The sequence below is a fragment of the Erysipelothrix aquatica genome (genome assembly GCF_009828775.2).
In the GTDB taxonomy this organism is placed as follows: Bacteria; Bacillota_I; Bacilli_A; order Erysipelotrichales; family Erysipelotrichaceae; genus Erysipelothrix; species Erysipelothrix aquatica.
Genome location: NZ_WTSY02000004.1, coordinates 1 through 21,857, shown reverse-complemented (window position 1 = coordinate 21,857; position 21,857 = coordinate 1). Strand labels below are relative to the sequence as shown.

Annotated in this window: 20 protein-coding genes; 16 read left to right on the top strand and 4 right to left on the bottom strand. The window is 39.2% G+C overall.

Annotated elements, in window-relative coordinates; genetic code table 11:
* Positions 1-65: 65 nt before the first annotated feature.
* From GVV20_RS01860 to GVV20_RS01850, 3 genes are all read left to right on the top strand, one after another.
* On the top strand, positions 66-2,360 hold the full coding sequence (locus tag GVV20_RS01860; RefSeq protein ID WP_159812862.1) for an InlB B-repeat-containing protein: 2,295 nt from the start codon (positions 66-68) through the stop codon (positions 2,358-2,360).
* A gap of 330 nt (positions 2,361-2,690) precedes the next feature.
* Positions 2,691-4,514: an aminotransferase class I/II-fold pyridoxal phosphate-dependent enzyme gene (locus GVV20_RS01855; RefSeq protein WP_159741417.1), complete on the top strand. Its 1,824-nt coding sequence runs from the start codon at positions 2,691-2,693 to the stop codon at positions 4,512-4,514.
* Positions 4,511-5,554 (top strand): DUF1015 family protein, encoded by a 1,044-nt coding sequence (locus GVV20_RS01850; protein WP_159741416.1) that lies wholly within the window; start codon positions 4,511-4,513, stop codon positions 5,552-5,554. The genes GVV20_RS01855 and GVV20_RS01850 overlap by 4 nt, the downstream gene beginning before the upstream one ends.
* 337 nt (positions 5,555-5,891) lie before the next feature.
* On the opposite strand, the gene GVV20_RS01845 is transcribed toward GVV20_RS01850, so the two are convergent.
* Genes GVV20_RS01845 through GVV20_RS01835 form a run of 3 tightly spaced genes read right to left on the bottom strand, consistent with a single transcriptional unit; the run spans position 5,892 to position 9,437 of the window.
* On the bottom strand, positions 5,892-7,208 hold the full coding sequence (locus GVV20_RS01845) for a 6-phospho-beta-glucosidase (RefSeq protein ID WP_159741415.1): 1,317 nt from the start codon (positions 7,206-7,208) through the stop codon (positions 5,892-5,894).
* On the bottom strand, positions 7,195-8,097 hold the full coding sequence (locus GVV20_RS01840) for an ROK family protein (RefSeq protein WP_159741414.1): 903 nt from the start codon (positions 8,095-8,097) through the stop codon (positions 7,195-7,197). Before GVV20_RS01840 ends, GVV20_RS01845 begins: the two co-directional genes overlap by 14 nt.
* Before the next feature lie 32 nt (positions 8,098-8,129).
* Positions 8,130-9,437, bottom strand: a complete 1,308-nt coding sequence (locus GVV20_RS01835; RefSeq protein ID WP_159812864.1) for a PTS sugar transporter subunit IIC — start codon at positions 9,435-9,437, stop codon at positions 8,130-8,132.
* A 155-nt stretch (positions 9,438-9,592) separates the two neighbouring features.
* Between GVV20_RS01835 and GVV20_RS01830 the strand changes: the two genes are divergently transcribed.
* From GVV20_RS01830 to GVV20_RS01770, 13 genes are all read left to right on the top strand, one after another.
* A complete protein-coding gene (locus GVV20_RS01830; protein ID WP_159741297.1) occupies positions 9,593-10,945 on the top strand; it encodes an aminotransferase-like domain-containing protein in 1,353 nt (450 codons plus the stop codon).
* A 103-nt stretch (positions 10,946-11,048) separates the two neighbouring features.
* Positions 11,049-11,867, top strand: a complete 819-nt coding sequence (locus GVV20_RS01825) for a MerR family transcriptional regulator (RefSeq protein WP_159741296.1) — start codon at positions 11,049-11,051, stop codon at positions 11,865-11,867.
* A gap of 76 nt (positions 11,868-11,943) precedes the next feature.
* A complete protein-coding gene (locus GVV20_RS01820; protein WP_159648823.1) occupies positions 11,944-12,972 on the top strand; it encodes a PTS sugar transporter subunit IIC in 1,029 nt (342 codons plus the stop codon).
* Positions 12,973-12,984: 12 nt separating this feature from the next.
* The gene (locus GVV20_RS01815; protein ID WP_159741295.1) at positions 12,985-13,968 is read left to right on the top strand and encodes a D-isomer specific 2-hydroxyacid dehydrogenase family protein; all 984 of its coding nucleotides are present in this window, start codon (positions 12,985-12,987) and stop codon (positions 13,966-13,968) included.
* Between the two features lie 68 nt (positions 13,969-14,036).
* Positions 14,037-14,609 carry an Imm64 family immunity protein gene (locus GVV20_RS01810; RefSeq protein WP_159741294.1) on the top strand — a complete coding sequence of 191 codons (573 nt, stop codon included), beginning with the start codon at positions 14,037-14,039 and terminating at the stop codon, positions 14,607-14,609.
* Positions 14,610-14,717: 108 nt separating this feature from the next.
* Entirely contained in the window at positions 14,718-15,476 is a 759-nt protein-coding gene (locus GVV20_RS01805; protein ID WP_159741293.1) for a hypothetical protein, read from the top strand.
* An 81-nt stretch (positions 15,477-15,557) separates the two neighbouring features.
* The gene (locus GVV20_RS01800) at positions 15,558-16,421 is read left to right on the top strand and encodes an HAD family hydrolase (protein ID WP_159635775.1); all 864 of its coding nucleotides are present in this window, start codon (positions 15,558-15,560) and stop codon (positions 16,419-16,421) included.
* 18 nt (positions 16,422-16,439) lie between these two features.
* Positions 16,440-17,366, top strand: coding sequence for a DUF3137 domain-containing protein (locus GVV20_RS01795; protein WP_159741292.1), 927 nt, complete (start codon positions 16,440-16,442; stop codon positions 17,364-17,366).
* Positions 17,366-17,731 carry a LemA family protein gene (locus GVV20_RS01790; protein ID WP_159741291.1) on the top strand — a complete coding sequence of 122 codons (366 nt, stop codon included), beginning with the start codon at positions 17,366-17,368 and terminating at the stop codon, positions 17,729-17,731. The genes GVV20_RS01795 and GVV20_RS01790 overlap by 1 nt, the downstream gene beginning before the upstream one ends.
* Positions 17,728-17,910: a LemA family protein gene (locus tag GVV20_RS01785; RefSeq protein WP_236261974.1), complete on the top strand. Its 183-nt coding sequence runs from the start codon at positions 17,728-17,730 to the stop codon at positions 17,908-17,910. Before GVV20_RS01790 ends, GVV20_RS01785 begins: the two co-directional genes overlap by 4 nt.
* A gap of 146 nt (positions 17,911-18,056) precedes the next feature.
* Positions 18,057-19,787 carry a pyruvate oxidase gene (gene spxB / locus GVV20_RS01780; protein WP_159741290.1) on the top strand — a complete coding sequence of 577 codons (1,731 nt, stop codon included), beginning with the start codon at positions 18,057-18,059 and terminating at the stop codon, positions 19,785-19,787.
* Positions 19,788-19,878: 91 nt separating this feature from the next.
* The gene (locus GVV20_RS01775) at positions 19,879-20,379 is read left to right on the top strand and encodes an FUSC family protein (protein WP_159741289.1); all 501 of its coding nucleotides are present in this window, start codon (positions 19,879-19,881) and stop codon (positions 20,377-20,379) included.
* A 144-nt stretch (positions 20,380-20,523) separates the two neighbouring features.
* The gene (locus GVV20_RS01770; RefSeq protein WP_159741288.1) at positions 20,524-21,357 is read left to right on the top strand and encodes an undecaprenyl-diphosphate phosphatase; all 834 of its coding nucleotides are present in this window, start codon (positions 20,524-20,526) and stop codon (positions 21,355-21,357) included.
* Between the two features lie 32 nt (positions 21,358-21,389).
* Here the strand turns inward: GVV20_RS01770 and GVV20_RS01765 are convergent.
* Positions 21,390-21,857, bottom strand: a 468-nt coding sequence (locus GVV20_RS01765; RefSeq protein ID WP_250690167.1) for an IS30 family transposase, incomplete at its 5' end; no start/stop codon positions are given.

The window sequence follows — 21,857 nt, the reverse complement described above, 5'->3', positions numbered from 1 at the left end:
TAGGTATTTCACATTCTATTAAGAGTTCCACTGCTAAAATAGTATTCACAACCAAGGGGGTAAAAATGAAAAAAATACTAAGCATAAGTTTAGTCGTTTTAATGTATGTTTTGGCATTACCGGTGAATGCTGAGAATCGACCAGGAAGTTCAACATACTCGAACGATATTTTAGATTTAGTTTATGCAACAGCACGTGATAATCAAGAAGAAGATTTACTGATTGATGATCAAGCAATCGATGACTATGTCAAAATGATCCACACCGTGGGTCCAAGTTACTATTCAGCGACAGATCAAAGGACATATTATGTTTTTGATTATAAGGGAATTGAGAACTTTGAAAATTTAGCTGAGTTAACAGCTGTGATTGATTTAGGTACCATGGGGGAATCAGGAACACCTAAGAAAATTCAAAATCTAACGATTTTACCACAAGGATTTACAGATAACTCTGGTGAAATCCAAATTTTTGCAGGTGAGTACTCAAAGGATACAGGAACCTATGAACAATTGGGGGATACATATTGGGGTGATTCGGATCCTGCGACAGCAAAAACACTCGCACACGCGAAGTTCAATGAATATCAGTCCGTCTTCGTGTCGGAGCTAACCTCAATGTCTACGCAGTATAGTGGACCTCGTGTCAGTGTTCCTTTGGATGGGTTTGATGCGCTTTTAGTAAACTTAAACTGGATGGTCGGGTTAAACCGCAATCTTAATTTTGACGTTGAAGCAGAGATGGTCACGCGTCACATTAGACGCCCTGTCCACCTTGAAACATTGAATGATAGTGTGTACTATGCAATGACACTACAAGACGAAGATATACCATCCGTAATTCGAAAAGAAGGCAATACATTCCAGAAAGCAAATGCCACACAAAAAACTGTCGGTATTGATTTGGATCATCTTGCAGACTTTGTTGATGACCATCTCGGCGATTCTGGTGTTACGACAATTCCTTTTAAAGTGATTGCGACCTTAGAGGATGGTCGTACATTTGAAGCTGACCGTGTCTATCGTGATGATATCGACAAGGACTACGATGATGAACGCTATACATTCTTCTATGATTATGATTCTTCGGATTCAATCGTCGGGAGTATTCAACGTATTGACTTTTATGTTGCGAAGATGGATATCGTAGCGGAACAACTCGCAAAAAATTCTGAACTCTACGAAGCATACGATCGTGCTGATATAGAAGATATTGGATCGTACATGGATACTGACTTCTATGCAATGGATCAAGGTCTTGTCTTACACTCGTATTCCTATAATGCCTTTGACATTAACCGCGATTCGAATGTTATTACACCAACGTATCTGCCAGCATTTGATGCTAAGTACGATGTTTATTTTGACAGTCATGGGGGTGACGCTGTGGCACCAATTCTTCAAGTGTACCTCGGAGCCCAAATTACGAAGCCAACTGACCCCATGAAATCCAATGCAATTTTTAAAGGATGGTTCACAGATGATACATACACGACACCATGGAACTTTGGTCAAGATTATGTTGAAAAGACGATAACCTTGCACGCAAAATGGGAAGAACTTGCAGTTGATACTTACGACGTGACATTCGAAAGCAATGGTGGAACTGCCGTCGCACCCCAACACGATTTAGAAGCCGGTGCTCAAGTAGTGAAACCAAACGATCCAACGCGAAGTGGCTATACATTCGCAGGATGGTACACCAGCCCAACGTTTGAAACACTGTGGAACTTTGATGCTGATACCGTACAAAATTCCATGACACTGTATGCGAAGTGGAGTCAAAATCCAATTGTAAACACGTATGATGTGACATTTGAGAGCAATGGCGGAACTGCCGTCGCACCCCAACACAATTTAGAAGCCGGTGCTCAAGTAGTGAAACCAAACGATCCAACGCGAAGTGGCTATACATTCGCAGGATGGTACACCAGTCCAACGTTTGAAACACTGTGGAACTTTGATGTTGATACCGTACAAAATTCCATGACACTGTATGCGAAGTGGAATCAAAATCCAATTGTAAACACGTATGATGTGACATTTGAGAGTAATGGCGGAACTGCCGTCGCACCCCAACACAATTTAGAAGTCGGTGCAAAAGTAGTGAAACCAAACGATCCAACGCGAAGTGGCTATACATTCGCAGGATGGTACACCAGTCCAACGTTTGAAACACTGTGGAACTTTGATACCGATACCGTACAAAAATCCATGACACTGTATGCGAAATGGGATTTGAAGGAAGCTGTCTTACCTGCGACAGGGTACGCGAGCAACTCAGCAATCTTAGCCGGTGGTGTAGTAGCGGGGCTTGGATTGATTTTACTTTCACTCCGGAATAAGAAAATAAAACAATAACCGAAAAACTGAAGCCGAAAGGTTTCAGTTTTTTTATCCCATCTCGATGAGCGATAAAACAATACGACGTTTGGATTAATTGCAGCACGACACAATTGTTACAAAACTTGAGAGCATTGCTATTTTGAAGTCATGGCAAAATGACTGTTTTTTGTGAAGAAATGTAATAATAGAACAGATGTCATGAAAGTCACACATGCAGAGGGAAAAAATACGTACTTGCGGAAGGAAATAGCGGTGTAAAGAAACAAGGGTTTCCATGTAATGTTCAATTATGTTAGAATTAGAGTATATTTGAACAAAGATACAAATCTTTGCATGGAGGCAATTATGCAAGCATTAATACTCGCAGCTGGAATTGGGTCCCGTTTAGGGAATCTTACTGAGGTTCATCCAAAATGTATGGTTGAAGTCAATGGCGTATCAATGATTGAACGCGTACTTCGTCAATTGGATACAAAAGATTTGGAGCGAATCATTATCGTGGACGGATATCAAAATGATGTCTTAGAATCATTCATTCGTGAATTTGAGATAAAAACACCGATCCAATTCATCACAAATGAAATCTATGATCAAACGAATAATATTTATTCGCTTTACTTAGCACATGAGGCGTTACTGGAATCGGACACGATTCTTCTCGAATCAGACTTAATCTTTGATGAAGCATTGCTTGACGTCATTCTTAATGATTCAAATCCAAATAGTGCTCTTGTATCAAAATACGAAGCATGGATGGATGGAACCGTTGTAACACTTGATGATGAAAAAACAATTACTGATTTTATCGGCAAGCAAGCATTCAATTATCAACATACTGATACTTACTACAAAACAATCAATATTTATAAGTTCAGTAAAGAATTTTCGAAAAACGTGTATGTCCCGTTTATGGAAGCTTACATGAAGGCATCTGGCGTTAATGAATACTACGAAAACGTGCTGAAGTTTGTGGTTGAATTATCCGATGTTTCATTTAAGGCTGTCCTTAATGATGGCATCACATGGTATGAAATTGATGATGTTCAAGATCTTGATATCGCGCAGGTTATGTTCGCACAAACAGCACGTCAGAAACTGGATTTAATGCAAAAACGTTATGGCGGATACTGGCGTTATCCACAATTGATAGACTTCTGTTATCTCGTGAATCCTTTCTACCCGAATGAGCGTCTGCTGGATGAAGTAAAAGCAAATTTTGATCGTCTGGTACGTGATTATCCATCGGGTATGGGCGTTAATACATTATTAGCAGCCAAACATTTTGGAATTCGTCCGGAACAAATTGTAATCGGAAATGGTGCTGCGGAACTTATTAAATCTTTAATGGAAACTCTAGAAGGCAATATTGGGGTTATCACACCAACTTTCGAAGAATATCCAAATCGCTGTGGTCATATGCAGGTCATACCTTTTGATAGCTCAGTTGTTGATTATCAATACGATACAGCAACACTGGTCGATTTCTATGAAGATAAGCACCTTGATTCACTGATATTGATTAATCCGGATAATCCTTCAGGAAACTACATTACACACGAGAACGTTATAAAACTAGTCAAATGGTGTCAGGAAAAAAATATTCGACTCATCCTCGATGAGTCATTCATCGATTTTGCAGAAAGCAATGATGCCGGTACTCTCTTAAAATCAGATATTTTAGATACATATCCAAATTTGTACTTAGTTAAAAGTATTTCGAAATCGTATGGCGTACCTGGATTCCGTCTTGGCATCCTAGCAACGGCAGATACATCAATGATTGCCCATATTAAAAAAGATGTGTCCATTTGGAACATCAACTCCTTTGGAGAATACTACATGCAGATTGTGGATAAGTATAAGAAAGACTTCAAACAGGCAATGGTTCAGTTTAGGGCTGTTCGTCGCGACTATGTAGATCAGTTGAATACAATTCCGAACCTCAAAGTCTACCCATCTCAGGCAAACTACATTATGATTGAAATTTTGGGTGATCATACAGCACAAAGTGTTACCGAAGAACTCCTTGATCTGCATAATGTTTTTATTAAAGACTTATCAACAAAAGCTGGCTTTAAGAAAGAGTTTATTCGAATTGCAGTAAAACGTCCTGAAGAAAATAAAATTCTTGTGGATGGACTACGCAGCATCATGGAGCGCAAATCATGAAACTTTCGCCTCTAAAAAAAAGCCACTTGAATGTAAGTGGGCATATTTATGGACCTGACTTTATCAATCTTGCAAAGATAACCGACGACTGCATTAACTTTGATGATAAGACCCGCTTTCTCAATCAAGAAGAGAAAGACAAACTAAACGAGCAAGCCATTGTAGCCTATGAGAATGTTGTATATATTGTTGAAAGAGATGAGAAGTATTGCGTCATCTGTAATGTAGACATGAGTGATTATACAGAGGGTAATTTGATTACCCATGAACTTGTGTTGCCAGATATCATTCAGGGAATGCTCAGCAATCTTAAAGCATATAATGCAGAAACGGCACCGGTATTTTTGATGAGTCCAACGGATTTACAATTGAAAAATATTGTCGATACATACGACCATGAGACAATTCAAATGGATACAATGGCAGTTCATATTTTCAATGAAGCCAACGCCGAACTCATTATGCAACGACTCAGTGTTATTGAGACACTTATAGTAGGTGATGGTCATCACCGTCTCTATACAAGTTCTTTGTGGCGTCGTAAAGGCACAATCTTTAGTTGCTTAATGAGTATTGATGATATCGAAATTAATAGCATTGATCGCATGATTCCGCAAGTCGATGATGCATTGTTTGCTAAAGCAATGACATTCATTAAAAATCAGTTTGAAGTATCTGATGCAAGCGCCCCATTGACAAAAGGGGTGGTACGAGTGAGCCGTGGTACTGAAAGTGTTAATGTTAAATTGATTGATCTAGAATCGGATGATTTTTGGAATAATGATGTCTACAGACTTAATACGCAGATACTGTCACAAGCTTTCGGAATTTATGATACAAGCCAGTTAGAGTACTATATAAGTTCCAAATCATGCAAAGATAAATGCAAGCACAACATTCAAGCGGTACAGCTAGAGCTTGCACCAATCTCCAAAGAGGAGGTCTTATTTGTCTCGAGTAAGCGCGCGATTATGCCGCCCAAATCAACCGCATTTGATCCAAAGTTTCCATCGTTCTTGATTTTCAATGAATATCAGTAAGACAAGGTCCGACGGTATTTTAATCATTTGATGACATATTTCGCTGTAGTGATGACGTCATACCCGCAAAGTGGTTGTAGTAAGTTATAATTCAAAAGAATCATTGTTAAGGTTCTTGGGACTTTAGCGCGGTTCGAGCGTTCATAGATACATTTATGTTGGTGGGCATAATGGTATCTGATGGCACAATAAAACATAACGATAATGCTAAACGTCTATCGCATGCGGGAATAGTAATTCACGATAAGTGGAAAACTAATGTGATGGCAACCTCATAATAATTGGCTATCTTATGTAAAAAAACTCTGTTTGTCAAATGACGAAACAGAGTTTTTTATTATTTGAAGAACTGAGGAAGGTAAGCTTTATGAGCATCCAACATCTCAAGTACAACTTCACGTGCCTTGTATGAACTTGGGCACAAAGGGTTACTGCTTAGCGCAGTGATCGCAAGATCTGTATTTCCAGTGATGGCTGCTTCAATAGTCATTAGTTCAAATGCCTTAATGTTTTGAACTGTTCCATTTATCGCAGGGCGTAGGGTTCCCACAGGAATTGGAACAGGTCCATCTTTTGTGATGGTTGCAGCAACTTCGATAACGGTGTCTGAAGGAAGATTCGAGATGGCCCCGTTATTTAATGTATTAACATATTGAATGTCTTGACGATCATTGTAAATTGAATCAATCAAACTACATGCTGCATCAGAATAGTGCGCACCACCGCGTAATTCTAATTGTTTTGGTTTCACGGCAAGATTCACATCTTTGTATTGTTCGAACAATTCTGTTTCCAGTTTTTGTACAACTTCACCACGAACGGTTCCATTGTTAAACTCTTCAATGTTCTTTGCTAATTGCTCTTGCGTGAAATAGTAGTAGTTATGGTAAGGACATGGAATTGCGTTAAGTCCTTTGATAAATTCAGGTGTATATGCCAAGGTACTAAAGTTTTTCATTTCTAAAGTTTCAGAACCTTTTTGGATATAGTTTTCGATGACTGTATCGAAGACACTGGTGTTGTTATGGAAGATATCAGTGATAAAGACATGATGATTCAAGCCACTCAATTGCAACGTCAAAGCGTTATAGTCGACGTCAAGAATCTTCGCAAAGTGGAACTTCATATCGACAGGCACATTACACAAACCGATAGTACGTTTAAAATCGGTATAACGAGTGATTGCTTCAGTAACCATTCCCGCAGGGTTCGTAAAGTTAATCATCCATGCATCAGGACAGAGTTCTTGAATATCTTTCACAATGTCTAAGATTACAGGAATCGTTCGAAAGGCTTTGAACATGCCTCCAGCACCATTCGTTTCTTGCCCAATCATGCCATGTGAAATTGGAATTCGCTCATCCAAGATACGTGCATCAATTTGGCCGACCCGCATTTGGGTAGTTACAAAGTCTGCATCTTTCAGTGCCTCGCGACGATCAAGGCTTAAAATGACTTTGATTGGTAGACCTGCTTTTTCAACCATACGCTGTGCAAGTTTTCCAACAATTTCAAGTTTTTCTTTACCTTCTTCAATATCAACGAGCCATAATTCTGTGATTGGAAGTGAATCATAACGTAAGATGAAACCTTCAACGAGTTCAGGAGTATAACTGCTACCCCCTCCAATTGTAACGACTTTAAGCTTTTTCATGTTTTGTCACCTTCATCATAATATTGTAAGCGGCACCGATTTTTCCAGCATCATTGAATTGCTTGCAAACATCGATGTGCCAATGTTTTGAGTATTTGTTCATATGTGCCACTTGATCTCGAATATCATTAACGATTCGTGGTACTGCGCTTACACCGCCACCAATCAATATTGTATCGGGATCAAGGGCAAAGCCGATGTTAAGAACACCGGTTGCCAGAGCCCGGATCCAGCGCTTATAGATAGCTTCAACATCTGGATCGCATGCATCTAGCATTGCGAAGACTTTTTTACCGTCTAACGATTCGTAAGGAACATTTTTGGCATTTGCGACCATTTTAATCATGGGGATCGAAGCACTGGTTGCACTCATAATCTCGATATCTGCATAATCTTCGAATTCACGATGAATCATATATCCGAACTCGCCAGCAAAGAAATTACTGCCAGTGTAAAGTTCGTGGTTTAAGATGATTCCACCACCGATACCACTACCGATGGTAATACAGACAAGGTTACGTGCATCAACACCATTACCAATCCATTTTTCTGCCAAGGCCACACAGTTTGCGTCATTTTCAATCACAATCTCGAATTCTGTGCGTGCCTTAAGAATGTCACTCAGGTCTGATCCCCCAATTACTGGGACCGCACCACCTTCAATAATCGATTGGGTATCCGTATTGACACCACCGGGAATGCTCAGTCCGACACCGTCAAGATCTGGGTAACCCACAATAATATCAACAACTTGATTAACAAAATCGTCTAGAGACGTTTTGGGTGTCACACACTGACCTTGTTCGTCAGCATATGCAATCCCCTGATCGTTGTAGACGCCATATTTAATCGAACTGCCGCCAACATCTATTCCTAAAAATCGTTTCATAAAAATCTCCTATTTCTACGTTTGTGGAAACGTTAATCCATTTTATTTGCTAAGTTTACAAATGGAATATAAATAACTACTGATAAAGCCAATGTACAGATGGATAGGAAGGTGGCACTGAGACTTCCTCCTGTAGCTAAGAATGTATTCAGAATTGGTGGTACGACCCACGGTGGGGCAATATAGACACGTCCCGCAAATGGGATCACTGCTGTAAAGAACCAACCTATCGTAACCATAATCGGTGGAATAATAATAAATGGTATTGCAAGTACAGGATTCAAGACAATCGGTAACCCATAAATAACGGGCTCGTTGATTTGGAAGACACCGGGCATTAATGACAATTTCGCCAACTCTCGGTAGTCTGCACGTTTCGAAATGATGAAGATTGCGATAATTAACGCTAATGTTGCACCAGATCCTCCCGCCATCCCATAGAGATCAATAATATTTCGCGTGATTGCATTGGGTGCTTGCACACCGTGTACTAAGACTGCTTCAGCATTCTGTGATAGTGATGCAGAGTACATCGTATCAAGAACCGGTCCAACAATTAAGGAACCATGCAATCCAAAGAACCATAAAACCTGTGAAATAAGTGTAATTAAAATCAAGGTAAACGGTGATTGTCCAAGGCTTGTAAGTGGAATCTGAATGGAAGTGTTAATAATATCTTTTAACGTTGTTCCAAGAACTGTTAAAGTAAGATATGAGAAGATTCCAAACATAAACATGACAACACCAGCAGGAATAACGGCACTAAATGCTCGTGATACTGCGGGTGGGACTTGTTCTGGCATTTTAATTACCCAACCCTTACGATTCATAAACATAAAGACTTCAGTTGATACAATCGCAACAATAATACCTGTAAAAATCGCTTCTGAGTTGAACGATGTCCATGATACTGTTCCCCATGCAGCATCAGGGCCTGCTTGTTGTGGTAGTAGCATAAAGTATGAAACAACTGCGAGAACACCTGCAGTGAGTGAGTCTTGTTTGTCAAATTCCGCAAGTTTATACGAAATCGTAAATACTGTAAATACAATTCCTAATGCGAGCGATCCCCACCAAATTTGGTTAGAAATCGGTAATAATACACTGTCGAAAAACGGCTGTATATTTTCTGCATAGAAAGACCATTTATTCAATGATGCACCGAATAGTGATGTTGGTGTGAGGAGGATTTCTTTAACCATAATGTTAAGCGCTCCAAACATGCTAATAGGCATAATAGCAATAAAACCATCACGAAGTGCAACTAAATAACGAAGGTTACTTAATTTCACTGCTATTGGAAGAAATTTATCTTCCAACCATTTCATGATTAATCCCATCTAATTTTCTCCTTATCGATGTAGCACTGACTAACTCGGCCGTTGTTAGCCCTTACACCACATACTATAGCCGAGTGAAATTACCACATCAAGAATAGGAATATGCAACTGTACTGGTACAAAAATGTGGTATGATAAGGCAAATGGAGATAGCTATGAAACGATATGAACAAATAGTATTTGATGTAAAACAGGAAATTGGGGATGGGTATTTATTGTATGGTGATAAATTACCCTCACTTCATGAAATGATGAACCGGTATGCCTGCAGCAAGGGGACCGTTCTCAAGGCTTATGACACCCTTCGGAATGAACACATCATTTATGCAAAAGCCCAAAGTGGTTATTATGTCGCAAATGATCTGCAACAGTACCAACATGATGAAAACATTGCGTACGATTTGAGTTCAGGGAATCCAGTAGTCGATGCATTTTCAATTACCGAAGCAAAACATGTTTTAAATGTTGCGTTGGAATCGTATCGGAAGAGTTCACTCGAACAAGAGATTCGTGGAGTCCTCTCACTAACTCGATTGTTGGCGGATTATCTCAATGATTTTCATATCTATACAAAACCCCGCAATATTTTTCTCACGCAAGGTGTAATTCAAATGTTGACGCTATTTACCCAAATGACTTTTCCAAATAAAAAAACCAAAATTTTGGTCGAATCACCAACATTTTCATTTGCAAATAAACTTTTACATAGCCATGGAGCACCTGTATTAACGATTGCGCGCGACGAAAACGGACTGGATATGGACCGTTTAGAACTACTTTTCAAAACGGAGCCTATAAAATTTTTTTATGTCGTACCCCGCAATCATAACCCATTGGGAACAGTGTTACCTGCGAGTCAGCGTCGTCGCATTATGGAACTAGCGCACCGTTATGACGTTTATATTATTGAGGATGACTATTTTAATGACTCCTTTCATATTCCCAAATATGAGCCCCTTTACTATTATGCTAACTTTGACAAATGTGTATATCTTAAGAGTTACTCAAAACTCTTTCCCTTTATAAGAATTGGTTATGCGGTTGTATGCGATGCCTTGCTTGACACATTTAAAGAAGCGATTGAGCATTCCTATTTTACATCCTACCAAATGCCATCTTTAGTTTCACAAGCAACCCTTGAAGCCGCAATCCGAAGCGATATTCTCCAAAACAACGCGGGAACATTATCCGATCGCTTGCATGAAAAAATAAAGACTTTAAATATGATTACCCGAAAATGGGATCCAACGATAGCATGGCACCTCCCAGCCCAATCGGGATACTATTCCACTATTTTTGTTAATGAATTGATTGACGTTGATGGGGTAATAGCGAAATTAAAACAACAAACGATCAGTGTCTCTTCAATTGAAAAATCGTATTATCATCCCCATGAAACTAAAAAAGGCATTCGTATCACGATTACACGTATTACGAATGCACAACTCGAGCATGCACTCAACGCAATCTATAAGACTTTATGCGAAAGCATGACCACCCCCAAATAGAAAGAAACGAAGCCATACCTATAAAAAAATTCAATCAGTGATTTCCACTGCCTAACGGCATGACCTGTTAAAATTAAGGTGTGAGTTCGATGAGGTATCGACTATGGAACGACTCTTTATGATTACCGAAGTTGCTCAACTTCACAGCATCAGTAAAAAAACATTGCTTTACTATGATCGTATCGGTTTGTTTGTCCCCAAACAAATTGATGAAGATACAGGATATCGCTATTATGTTCGCGAACAATTTCCGTATTTAAAACAAATAATTTACTTAAAAGACTTAGGTTTTACGCTCGTAGAGATTGGTGAGCTGCTTGAAAATCGAAATATGACAATGCTCATCACAGAACTGGAACGTCGATTACAAGAGGTTACCCTAGAAATGGAAGCATTACGTCGCAAAAAGGATGACCTTAGGTACCTCCTTGATTTCTATAAGCAGGCTGATTTAGTGGATGAAAGAGACTTGTATCGTCCCAATATTAAGTTTTTCAAAGATCGTGAATTTGCGGTGGAGTATGCCAACCCAGAAGAAAAATCACTGGGAGTCATGCTTGCATACCGTCGAATTTTGAAAACTTTGAATACTTTGAACAAATTTTCACAAATGCCATATGGTACCGTTTCAGTCCAGGATGATAACAATAAATCAGAAATGTACGCTAAAATTGGAGCGTTTATTGAGCTACCCGAAAGCATCGAGAATATTGATAAAATATACGCAGAAGGCGGTAAATATGCGTGTATGTACAAAAAAGGCGGCTACTTTGACGAAAAATCAGTTCAAATGCTATCCGATTGGTGCCTTGAAAATGGGTATCAACCGATCGGCAATTTCTATGATTTTAGCCTCATCGATTACACATTTGTGAATGCTGACGCAGAAATGATTCAAGAAATTCAAGTTCGAATTGTTTAAGAATGATTGTCCATGCCCTAAGGGAATGCCTTAACATTGTTTGTGAAGACAATAACAATTGTCGCCAGGAGGGCATATGGAAAAGGAAAGTTTTAAATCGTTTATCAATAAAGTATTGACAGGAATGAGCGTCGGTATCGTCGTTGCATTAATTCCTGGTGCGCTATTAGGGGAAGTAGCAAAAGCACTAAACTGGACTGAAGTTGTTAATATAACAACCATCGCAACACGCTTACTTGCAGTCATTATGGGACTCACGATTGCAATGCAATTCAAATTAACGCCAATTCAATCAGCAACACTTGCGATTACAACGGCTATCGGATCAGGTGCCTTTGTATTCAAAGACGGCATGCTCGCATTAGTAGGAATCGGGGATGTCATTAACGCAGGAATTGTTGCGGGAATTGCAGTTTACGTTATGCAATTAATTGGAAGTCGTTTCAAGGCATACTCAATTCTTTTAATTCCAACAATCGTAACTGTAGGAGTTGGTGGACTTGGCTTATTTATGTTACCTTATGTTGCATCTGTTACAGGATTTGTAGGAGCAATGGTTAATAGCTTTACAAGCTTCACACCAATCGTTGCAGGAATCCTTATTTCAATTACCTTCGCTGTTATGATTGTATCACCACTCTCAACAGCAGGTGTTGCAATGGCAATTTCACTAACAGGTGTTGCCTCAGGAGCTGCAAACTTAGGAATTTGTGCTGCTGGATTTGGCCTTGCTGTTGCAGGCTTTAGTGTTAATGGATTTGGAACCAGCATTGCACACTTCTTAGGATCACCAAAAATGCAAATGGCAAACATGATTAAAAAGCCGAAAATGATGTTACCAATTATTCTAAATGCAGCAGTCACCGGTGCTGTCGCGGGCTTATTGATGATTCAAGGTACACCTGCAAGTGCTGGATTTGGTATTAGTGGATTAATTGGACCAATTAATCACTTAAATATTGTTGGCTATGGTATGGATCAACTATTGATTGCTGTTGTTGCATTCGTTGTTGTACCAGTTGCTATGAGCTATGTCTCAACCTATATTTTTGAAAAGAAACTAAAAATGGTTGAACCACAAGATTACTTTGTAGATTTCAAATAAGGAGATAAAAACATGAAAATTTTAGCATACGCAGTCCGTCCCGATGAGATCGCTGCATTTCACCAATTCGAGGCATCAATGGGACTCGAAATAACATATATTAATGAACAATTAGGCATGAGTAATGTCGCACAAAGTGAAGGTTTTGAAGCAGTCACATTCTTAGGAAACTGTGATGCAAGCCGCCCTGTACTTGAAGCTTTAAAAGCAAATGGTGTTAAATTCTTAGCATCACGAAGTGCAGGATTCAACAATGTCGATATGGAAGCGCTCAAAGAACTCGGACTTCGCTTTTCAAATGCAACCTATTCACCATACTGTGTTGCAGACTTTACCGTGATGCTTATCTTGATGTCGATTCGCAACATGAAAACGATGATGCTTCGAGGTGCTGCACATGACCATTCATTGGCAGGACTTCAAGGAAAAGAAATGCACAACTTAACATTTGGTGTTGTTGGAACAGGACGTATTGGTGCAGCAGTTGTTGAAAACCTCAGCGGATTCAATGGTCGGATTTTAGCATATGATGTTTATGAAAATGCATCAATTAAAGATAAAGTGAGCTATGTACCATTAGAAACATTACTTCGAGAAGCAGATGTTATTACACTTCATACACCATTACTTGATAGTACATACCACCTTATCAACAAAGAAACATTAGCAATGACAAAACCAGGTGTTGCAATTATTAACTGTGCACGTGCTGAACTCATTGATACGGATGCTTTAATCGAAAGTATTGAATCAGGTCATGTTGGTGCTTGTGGATTGGATGTCTTCCCAAATGAAATTGGAATAGTCCATACAGACTTACGAAATAAAACATACGCAAACCACCACCTTGCTATTCTTAACAGTCACAAGAATGTGATTGTAACACCTCACTCTGCATTCTATACAGATCAAGCGGTGTCTGATATGGTCGAAGTGGCACTTGCATCTCTAAAATCATTCAATACAACAAACGAAAGTCCAAACGAAATTCGTTAAACTCCAAGTATTTTAATTGGGGATAAACTTAAAGCGTGATATAATGCTTTGAGTAGAAATGAGGATTGATGATGGATACATTTATTGGATTAGGAATTGTAATTGAGAATGATGATAACCTCATGATTGAAGTGGAAAATACGTTGGACCTATTAAATGAGTATGCAGATAATATTATGCTAACTTACCCACACGATGGCGATACAAATGATTGGCGTACAGATTCTTTTGAAGGAAAATTGAATGCGATGATTGAAGGCTTATCGTACCGTGCCGCTTATGCAGATATGGAACTTATTATGGGAAATGAGGTCTATGAGGCACGGCTATCAATGTCTAACGAAGGTACTGTGACGGTCTTGAAATTTGAAATAAGCGATCGTGATGTGTTTCATGATCGAACATTTGAAGACTTAGAACGTGTCACGAAAATCTTTACAGAGTTTATCCGTACTATTGATCGCAATGTCCATCACAGTTATATTTTCTGTGACAACGAAGCTGATTTTTTGTACAAAAAGGAACGCCTAATCGAAGTTGGATACAATCCATATGCAATCATAAAAATGGGGGATCGAGATGTTGCTTATGCAGCGTGGTATCTCGATGGCTTCACAGAACGCAATCAATCGATACATTAACCCTTGAGCAATCAAGGGTTTTTTTTATGGTGTCGTTAAGTGACATTTTTGTTCGCGTACGTCAACGCCAAGAAGCGTATACTAGTCATACAGGAGGTAATGCTCAATATGAAAAAAATAATGGCATTATTATTAGTCGGACTTGCACTTGCAGGATGCAGCGCAAAACCCGCAGACTTCAATAAAGTCGAAGTCTTCAACAAAGCGCTCGAGAATCATCGCTCCCACGAATTAATTGACGTAACAGCATCTACAGATTTTCAGATAAATCTTGGTGATGTCAAAGAAACGCTAACCGGATCTGCAACGTATGCAGGAAATAAAAATTTCAAAGGTGCTCAAGATTTACAATTCATTGCATCCTTTAAAATCGGTAAAAACGACATTAATATGGAATCAAAAATGTACGCTAAAGATGGGGTTGGGTATATCGAAAGCCCAATGTCAGACGCTGTAAAGTTTAAGATTAACGATGTCGCTTCAAATGATGAGTTTGGTCAAATATCCAAATTAATGAACTTAACGGATTTGAACGAATTTAAGTTCACTGAAGAATCTCTCAATGGAATGATTGCAACCAAGACAGCTGATGGTTATGCCTTTACCGTAACAGGCATGGAAGCCGAAGTTGTGAAAGCATTGGAAGAAGCAATGAACACACCTGAAACAGAAGCAGTTAAAATTAAAGATGTTAAATTTGATATGACAATTTCTGATACATTTGAATTTAAAACATTAGATGTTGCGGTGACGGTTGAGTCTGAAGGCGAAACGGTGACCACAAACGTCAAGGTTGTTTATAACGGTTATGATGACGCTGTAAAATTAGAATTCCCGGACTTCGGAAAATTTAAACCAGTAGCATAATGTAGACTCGCGAAAGCGAGTCTTTTTCAACAGTATCGAAAAATGTGAAAAAGTGATAAAATAGACCTAGAGAGGTGAACTATGAAACGAAAACCTGAAGATAGACCAGTTGTAGCTATTTGCTATGACTTTGACAAGACATTAACCCCTGATGATATGCAAGCCCAAGGCTTCATCCAGTCGATTGGGTATGATGTTAAGGATTTCTGGACCGAAGTAAATGAGATGGCCAAAACTTTCGAAATGGACACCAACTTGTCCTACATGTACAAAATGATGGAGGCATCACGAGGAAAACATATCTTTAATCGTGAGAGTTTACTCGATTATGGGTCAAAAATTGAATTGTTTCCAGGAGTAGAACAATGGTTTGAACGTATTGATCAATACGGTGATCTTATGGGGATCGACATCGAACACTACATTATTTCTTCTGGATTAAAAGAAATGATTGAAGGTACAGTGTTAGGCGAAAGAGGTGTGTTCAAACGTATCTATGCAAGTTCGTTTTTTTACGATGAGAATGGACTCGCAGTATGGCCAGCTCAAGCAATAAATTATACGAATAAAACACAGTTTCTCTTTCGAATTGAAAAAGGCGTTTTGGATGTTAACGATGCTGAAGTAAACAGTTATTATAAACCCGGAGAGCATCGTATACCATTTACGAATATGATCTATATTGGAGATAGCGATACGGATATTCCATGCATGCGTCTTGTTAATATGAATGGTGGCCACTCCGTAGGTGTCTATAATCCAATCACTAAAGACAAAGAGAAAGTCTTCCGAATGATTAATGAGCACCGTATTCGTTACTTTACAGCAGCGGATTACCGTGGTGGTCAAGAGTTAGACCTTTTGGTCAAAAGCATTATCAATAAAATAAGTATGGATGCGGTCCTCAATGTGTTGCATTATGAAGACCAAGAAGAAGCAAAATAACGAAGTCGAGGTCCAACTATGAATATCGATGAAATCAACAAGAAGCTAAAACCACTTCGTGATGACGTCACGCGAACAATGCTTGTGGTGGCGGGGATTATGCTTTGTGTCACTATTTTTCTCTTTGCAGTAGCAAGTACCCTAGGCAAAGGTCCATTTGGCCGAAGTATGTCTTCGTTTACAATTCTTTCATTCATTGTATGGATGTTTGTGTTATTTGTGGTATCGACACTCTTAATTAAGCCTAAAATTCGGACCTATAAAGAAAATGTCAAAACATTGGTAAACAAATCAATGTTTGAATCGGCATTCAACCATGTAGTCTATGACGCGTCGCGCGGTTTTGATCGGGATGCAATGCGTGAGTTAGGCGTTATGGAAACAGGTAACCAGTATCATTCTAACGACTTTGTACGAGCAGATTATGCAGGTGTGTCATTCGAACGTGCTGATGTACTTTCTCAAAATGTGACAAGCACAGGCAAGACAACAATCACGACAACCTATTTTCATGGACAAGTCATCAAATTTGATTTTCATAAAGAGACGAGTGGATATGTTCGAATTCGTGATGCGGGCTGGTTCAACAGATTTAGTGATGGCCCCAAAACAGAACGGTCTCGTAAAATTAAGTTTGAGGATGACCGTTTCAACGATCAATGGGCGACCTTTACCAATGATGAGCAGGAAGCATATCGTATTTTTACACCCCATTTTATGGAGAAAATAAATGCATTTCGTACGCGGCTTGGACATGAACTAAGCATGGTCTTAAAAGATGGGGTTGTTTATTTAGGTATCTATTCATCAAGGGATGCAATGGAACCCAATATTTTTTCGGACATTGACGAGAGCTATCTTCAAGAGATACGCCTTGAAATTGAATCAATTCAGTATATTATTGATACACTAACAGAAAACAAAGACTATTTTAGGGGGTCGTGATGAACATCTTAGGATTTGTGATACTTGTATTGGTGGGAGTATTCATTTATAGCTTTAATGCGATTGTTTCACGTTCAAATCAAGTCTTGGAAGCGTCATCGGGCATAGATGTCGCGTTAGCAAAACGCTATAGCCTCATCCCTAACTTGGTAGAAACGGTAAAAGGCTATGCTTCCCACGAGCGTGCTATTTTTGAACAGGTTGCTGCCTTAAGAACGATGCCTGGAACCAATCGTGCCACATATGATCAAGATGTGCTTGCGGTTCAGTCACAATTGCTAGCCCTTGCTGAAAGCTATCCTGAGCTTAAAGCTATCCTGAGCTTAAAGCGGACCAACAATTCCTTAATCTTCAACGTGGGTTGACTGATGCGGAGGAGCATATTCAAGCGGCCCGCCGTTTATATAATCATAAAGTTGAATCGCTTAATTCAACGATAGATACTTTTCCAGGTAATCTTGTGAATCAGCTTGCGAAGCGCGAACGTGCCGCATTCTATGAAGCAGAATCACAACAACGAAATAATCCACACATAAACTGGTAAGACGCAATTGCGTCTTTTTTTGCACCGAAAGGGGGAGTTTCTATACGGACACATGACGTTTGTGCCTTATATGAAGGTGTTAAGGACATGTGTCATTTAAAAACACTATATTTTGATACCATACTTTTATCAGGAGGAACAAATCTATGAAAAAAATTCAAGCAGCAGAAGCAATGGTACGGATATTAACAGAATGGGATGTTGATCACATTTACGGTATTCCCGGAAGTTCAACAAATTCATTAATGGGTGCCTTAAAAGTTTACGAAGACAAATTGCAATATATTCAAGTTCGACATGAAGAAGCGGGTGCCCTTGCCGCAAGTGTTGACGCGAAACTAACGGGGAAAATTGGTGTATGTTTTGGATCAGGTGGTCCAGGTCATACACACTTAATTAATGGCATGTACGATGCCAAGTTCGATCGTGTTCCGATGCTGGTCATCACCGGTTCCACGCATACTCGTAATTTAGGTACGGATTATTTCCAAGAGATGGATCCTGTTCCGCTCTATTCCGATGTCTCTGTCTTTAATCGATTTGTTACTGAGGCAGAACAATTACCTTTTGTAATTGATAACGCGATTCGGACAGCATATCGCGAAAATGGCGTCGCAATCGTCCATGTTCCCGTTGACGTCGGCTACACAGAAATTGATGATAACTATATTTCAAGTGCCAATGCATTTGAAAAAGCATATCCCCAACATCGTGCGGTTGATATTGATAAAGCAGTACACTTAATTCAAGAAGCAAAGCGCCCTGTTATTTTTGCAGGACGGGGGACGCATCACGCTCAAGATGAGTTACGAGAACTCTCTGAAAAATTTGCGATGCCTGTTGTACTCACATTTTTAGGTAAAGGTGCAATGCCCGATGCTCATCCTAATATGATGGGACAATTAGGACGATTGGGTTCTAAGTCATCCAATGAAGCGATTCAAGATACCGACTTAATTGTGATGGTTGGGGCAGAGTATCCGTTTGGACGTGAAATGTTCCCTCAAGATATCCAGTCCATTCAAATCAATATTGATCCCAAAACAATTGGGAAACGTTTACCTGCAACGGTCGGGATACTTGGAGATTCTAAGGCAGTGATGCGCGAGATTATTGAAAAAGGACAGGCAATAGCACCAACCCAATGGTTGAAAGCGAATCAAATTAACCGAAATAATTGGTTAGACTGGATTCATCATTTTGAAAATGATCTATCGGTTCCGATGCGTCCAGAACCCATAATGAAAGCTTTGAATGAAACTGCGGATGATGATGCGATTTTCATTGTTGATGTTGGAAATAATGTCATCTTGTCTTCCCGCGAGCTCATGTTTACAGGAAAACAAAAACTTACGACTTCAGGTATCTTTGCAACGATGGGGATAGGAACACCAGGCGGAATTGCTGCACGTCTTAGTTATCCCGAACGTGAAGTATACACCCTAAGTGGTGATGGTGCATTCGCAATGATGATGCAAGAATACATGACCCAGTTAAAATATAACTTACCGATGGTAAACATCGTTATTTGTAATGAGTCGTATGGCTTCATACAAGTTGCCCAAGAAATGGAAAACAACGATACCCTTGGGGTTGATTTAACACCAATGGATTATGCCAAATTTGCGGAAGCATGTGGTGGTGTGGGTTATCATGTCGAAACATACGATGAACTTATGGATGCACTCAAGAAGTCAAAAGGTACTCAAGTTCCGGTGATAATAGACGTAAAGGTTACTAATGTACGTCACCTTCCGGCGCATGCTATTGTTCTGGATGAGTCTTTGTATTCGAAAGAAGAAGTGGCGGCATTTAAGGAAAAATATGAAGTCTTTGGGATGCCAGTGTTACGCGAGATACTTAGAAATTTGAAGTAAGAAAAGGAGAGCAGGGAAACCTGCTTTTTTTGTCCAAAGGGCATTAAGTCAAAAATAGGTTGTGGTATACTAGTATTAACGAGGTACATCTATGAAAAAGTATATTCCAGGACTCCGGATTGTGAAAACAACCATTGCAGTTTTTATCTGTTTAATTATTGCTTACATGGTTGGTTATGATACGCCCTTTTATGCAGCAATTGCTGCTGTATTGATAATGAAGACAACACCTGAGCATTCCGTTACGCATGGAATAAACCGAGTGAAGGGAACTGTTTTTGGCGGGACTTTGGGTGGTATTTTTCTGGTAACAACGTTTTACTTTGGCATACGTCCCAATACAATGCCGTATATTCTACTTGTAACATTGGTGCTTTTTGTAGATATGACAATGGCGAAAGTGCTAAGTTTTAGCGAATATGCAACTTCAATGTCAGCGATTTTGGTACTTTCAGTCCTCATGTCGCACAACCAAAGTCTCGATGGCATGTTGATTTATATGGTATCGCGTGTTGTGGAAACGGTGATTGGGATTATTGTTTCCTTGATTGTTAATAGCCAGATTCAGCCTAAGCAAGTGACACACAAATAAAACCCAGAACATCCATACTTCAATAAAAAACATGACGCTGTTACGGCGTCATGTTTTAAGTTTCCACGAAATTTCAAGTGAAGCAAGGAACTGATTCTAAATATATGGTAAAATAACGAAGTATGGAAATTACCAGGAGGCAATATGGAATATATTATCGAAATTTTAAAAGCCATCTTCTTGGGAATTGTGGAAGGTGTTACTGAATGGTTGCCAATCAGTAGTACAGGTCATATGATTCTCGTTGATGAATTTTTAAAATTAAACGTATCACCTGAGTTTATGAGTTTATTCTTGGTGGTAATTCAGTTGGGGGCAGTATTGGCCGTTGTATTAATTTACTGGCATAAGCTGAATCCGTTTAAATCTAAAAATGGAAAACTACATGTTGAACCAGAAATAATGTCAATGTGGATGAAGATTGTCTTTGCATGTTTACCTGCAGCAATTATTGGAATTTTGTTTGATGATGTGTTTGAAGCACTCTTCTACAATCCCGTAACAGTTGCGATCATGCTCATTCTATTCGGGATTTTCTTCATTGTGGTGGAAAATCGCAATGTGGGTCGTAAACCTAAAGTTACAAAGATCTCACAGATTACGTACCAAACAGCAATGATTATTGGACTCTTCCAATTAATCGCTGCAGTCTTCCCAGGAACATCCCGTTCAGGGGCAACGATTGTTGGGGCATTGCTTATTGGTGTGTCACGTGTTGTCGCAGCAGAGTTTACGTTCTTTATGTCAATCCCTGTCATGTTTGGAGCAAGTTTACTCAAGATTGTAAAAATAGGATTTAACTTTACCCTAATGGAGTACGTTATCCTCTTTACAGGTATGGCAACAGCTTTTATCGTCTCAGTGATTGTCATTAAACTTTTACTGGGATACATCAAAAAGAACGATTTCAAAGTCTTTGGATACTACCGCATTGTCTTGGGACTTATCGTACTCGCGTATTTCTTATTAATCAAATAAAAAAGACTCCGTCAGGAGCCTTTTTTCTTTTATCAAATCTCAACCGCACCACTATTCATTTTTAAAAATTCTATCTCATAAGCAGTTTTAAAGTCAAACATTTTGCGAGGCATTGAGTTGATTTTAAAGGCAATGTCATCAAGATATTGTTGTCCAATGTTGTAAAGTGACTTTCCTTTAGGAATAAATCTTCTGACTATCGCGTTGGCTCGTTCATTGGAACCACGCTGAAAAGAACAGTAAGGATCACACTTATAGAGTTTTACACCGAGTCGTTTTGCAGTAATTCCCATTGTATTAAACTCTAATCCATTATCAACAGTTATTGATTTCGTTACTATTTTATTTTCTTCTATAAATTTTCTAATTAATGAGGATGTATAGTAGTCTAACCGATATTCAGCCTTGATCAGCCAATTCATTCTGGAACATCGATCGACGATTGATATTATTGCCGCGCTTTCATTTTTCTTACCGATTATTGAGTCAATTTCAAGATG

Bases quoted from the DNA above. Each gene is read 5' to 3' on its own strand.
- GVV20_RS01850 (WP_159741416.1), top strand. From the start codon at position 4,511: ATGAAACTTTCGCCTCTAAAAAAAAGCCACTTGAATGTAAGTGGGCAT.
- GVV20_RS01775 (WP_159741289.1), top strand. From the start codon at position 19,879: ATGAAAAAGTATATTCCAGGACTCCGGATTGTGAAAACAACCATTGCA.
- GVV20_RS01800 (WP_159635775.1), top strand. From the start codon at position 15,558: ATGAAACGAAAACCTGAAGATAGACCAGTTGTAGCTATTTGCTATGAC.
- GVV20_RS01770 (WP_159741288.1), top strand. From the start codon at position 20,524: ATGGAATATATTATCGAAATTTTAAAAGCCATCTTCTTGGGAATTGTG.
- GVV20_RS01815 (WP_159741295.1), top strand. From the start codon at position 12,985: ATGAAAATTTTAGCATACGCAGTCCGTCCCGATGAGATCGCTGCATTT.
- GVV20_RS01855 (WP_159741417.1), top strand. From the start codon at position 2,691: ATGCAAGCATTAATACTCGCAGCTGGAATTGGGTCCCGTTTAGGGAAT.
- GVV20_RS01825 (WP_159741296.1), top strand. From the start codon at position 11,049: ATGGAACGACTCTTTATGATTACCGAAGTTGCTCAACTTCACAGCATC.
- GVV20_RS01830 (WP_159741297.1), top strand. From the start codon at position 9,593: ATGAAACGATATGAACAAATAGTATTTGATGTAAAACAGGAAATTGGG.
- GVV20_RS01820 (WP_159648823.1), top strand. From the start codon at position 11,944: ATGGAAAAGGAAAGTTTTAAATCGTTTATCAATAAAGTATTGACAGGA.
- GVV20_RS01845 (WP_159741415.1), bottom strand. From the start codon at position 7,208: ATGAAAAAGCTTAAAGTCGTTACAATTGGAGGGGGTAGCAGTTATACT.
- GVV20_RS01860 (WP_159812862.1), top strand. From the start codon at position 66: ATGAAAAAAATACTAAGCATAAGTTTAGTCGTTTTAATGTATGTTTTG.
- GVV20_RS01795 (WP_159741292.1), top strand. From the start codon at position 16,440: ATGAATATCGATGAAATCAACAAGAAGCTAAAACCACTTCGTGATGAC.
- GVV20_RS01790 (WP_159741291.1), top strand. From the start codon at position 17,366: ATGAACATCTTAGGATTTGTGATACTTGTATTGGTGGGAGTATTCATT.
- GVV20_RS01810 (WP_159741294.1), top strand. From the start codon at position 14,037: ATGATGGATACATTTATTGGATTAGGAATTGTAATTGAGAATGATGAT.
- GVV20_RS01840 (WP_159741414.1), bottom strand. From the start codon at position 8,097: ATGAAACGATTTTTAGGAATAGATGTTGGCGGCAGTTCGATTAAATAT.
- GVV20_RS01805 (WP_159741293.1), top strand. From the start codon at position 14,718: ATGAAAAAAATAATGGCATTATTATTAGTCGGACTTGCACTTGCAGGA.
- GVV20_RS01835 (WP_159812864.1), bottom strand. From the start codon at position 9,437: ATGGGATTAATCATGAAATGGTTGGAAGATAAATTTCTTCCAATAGCA.
- spxB (WP_159741290.1), top strand. From the start codon at position 18,057: ATGAAAAAAATTCAAGCAGCAGAAGCAATGGTACGGATATTAACAGAA.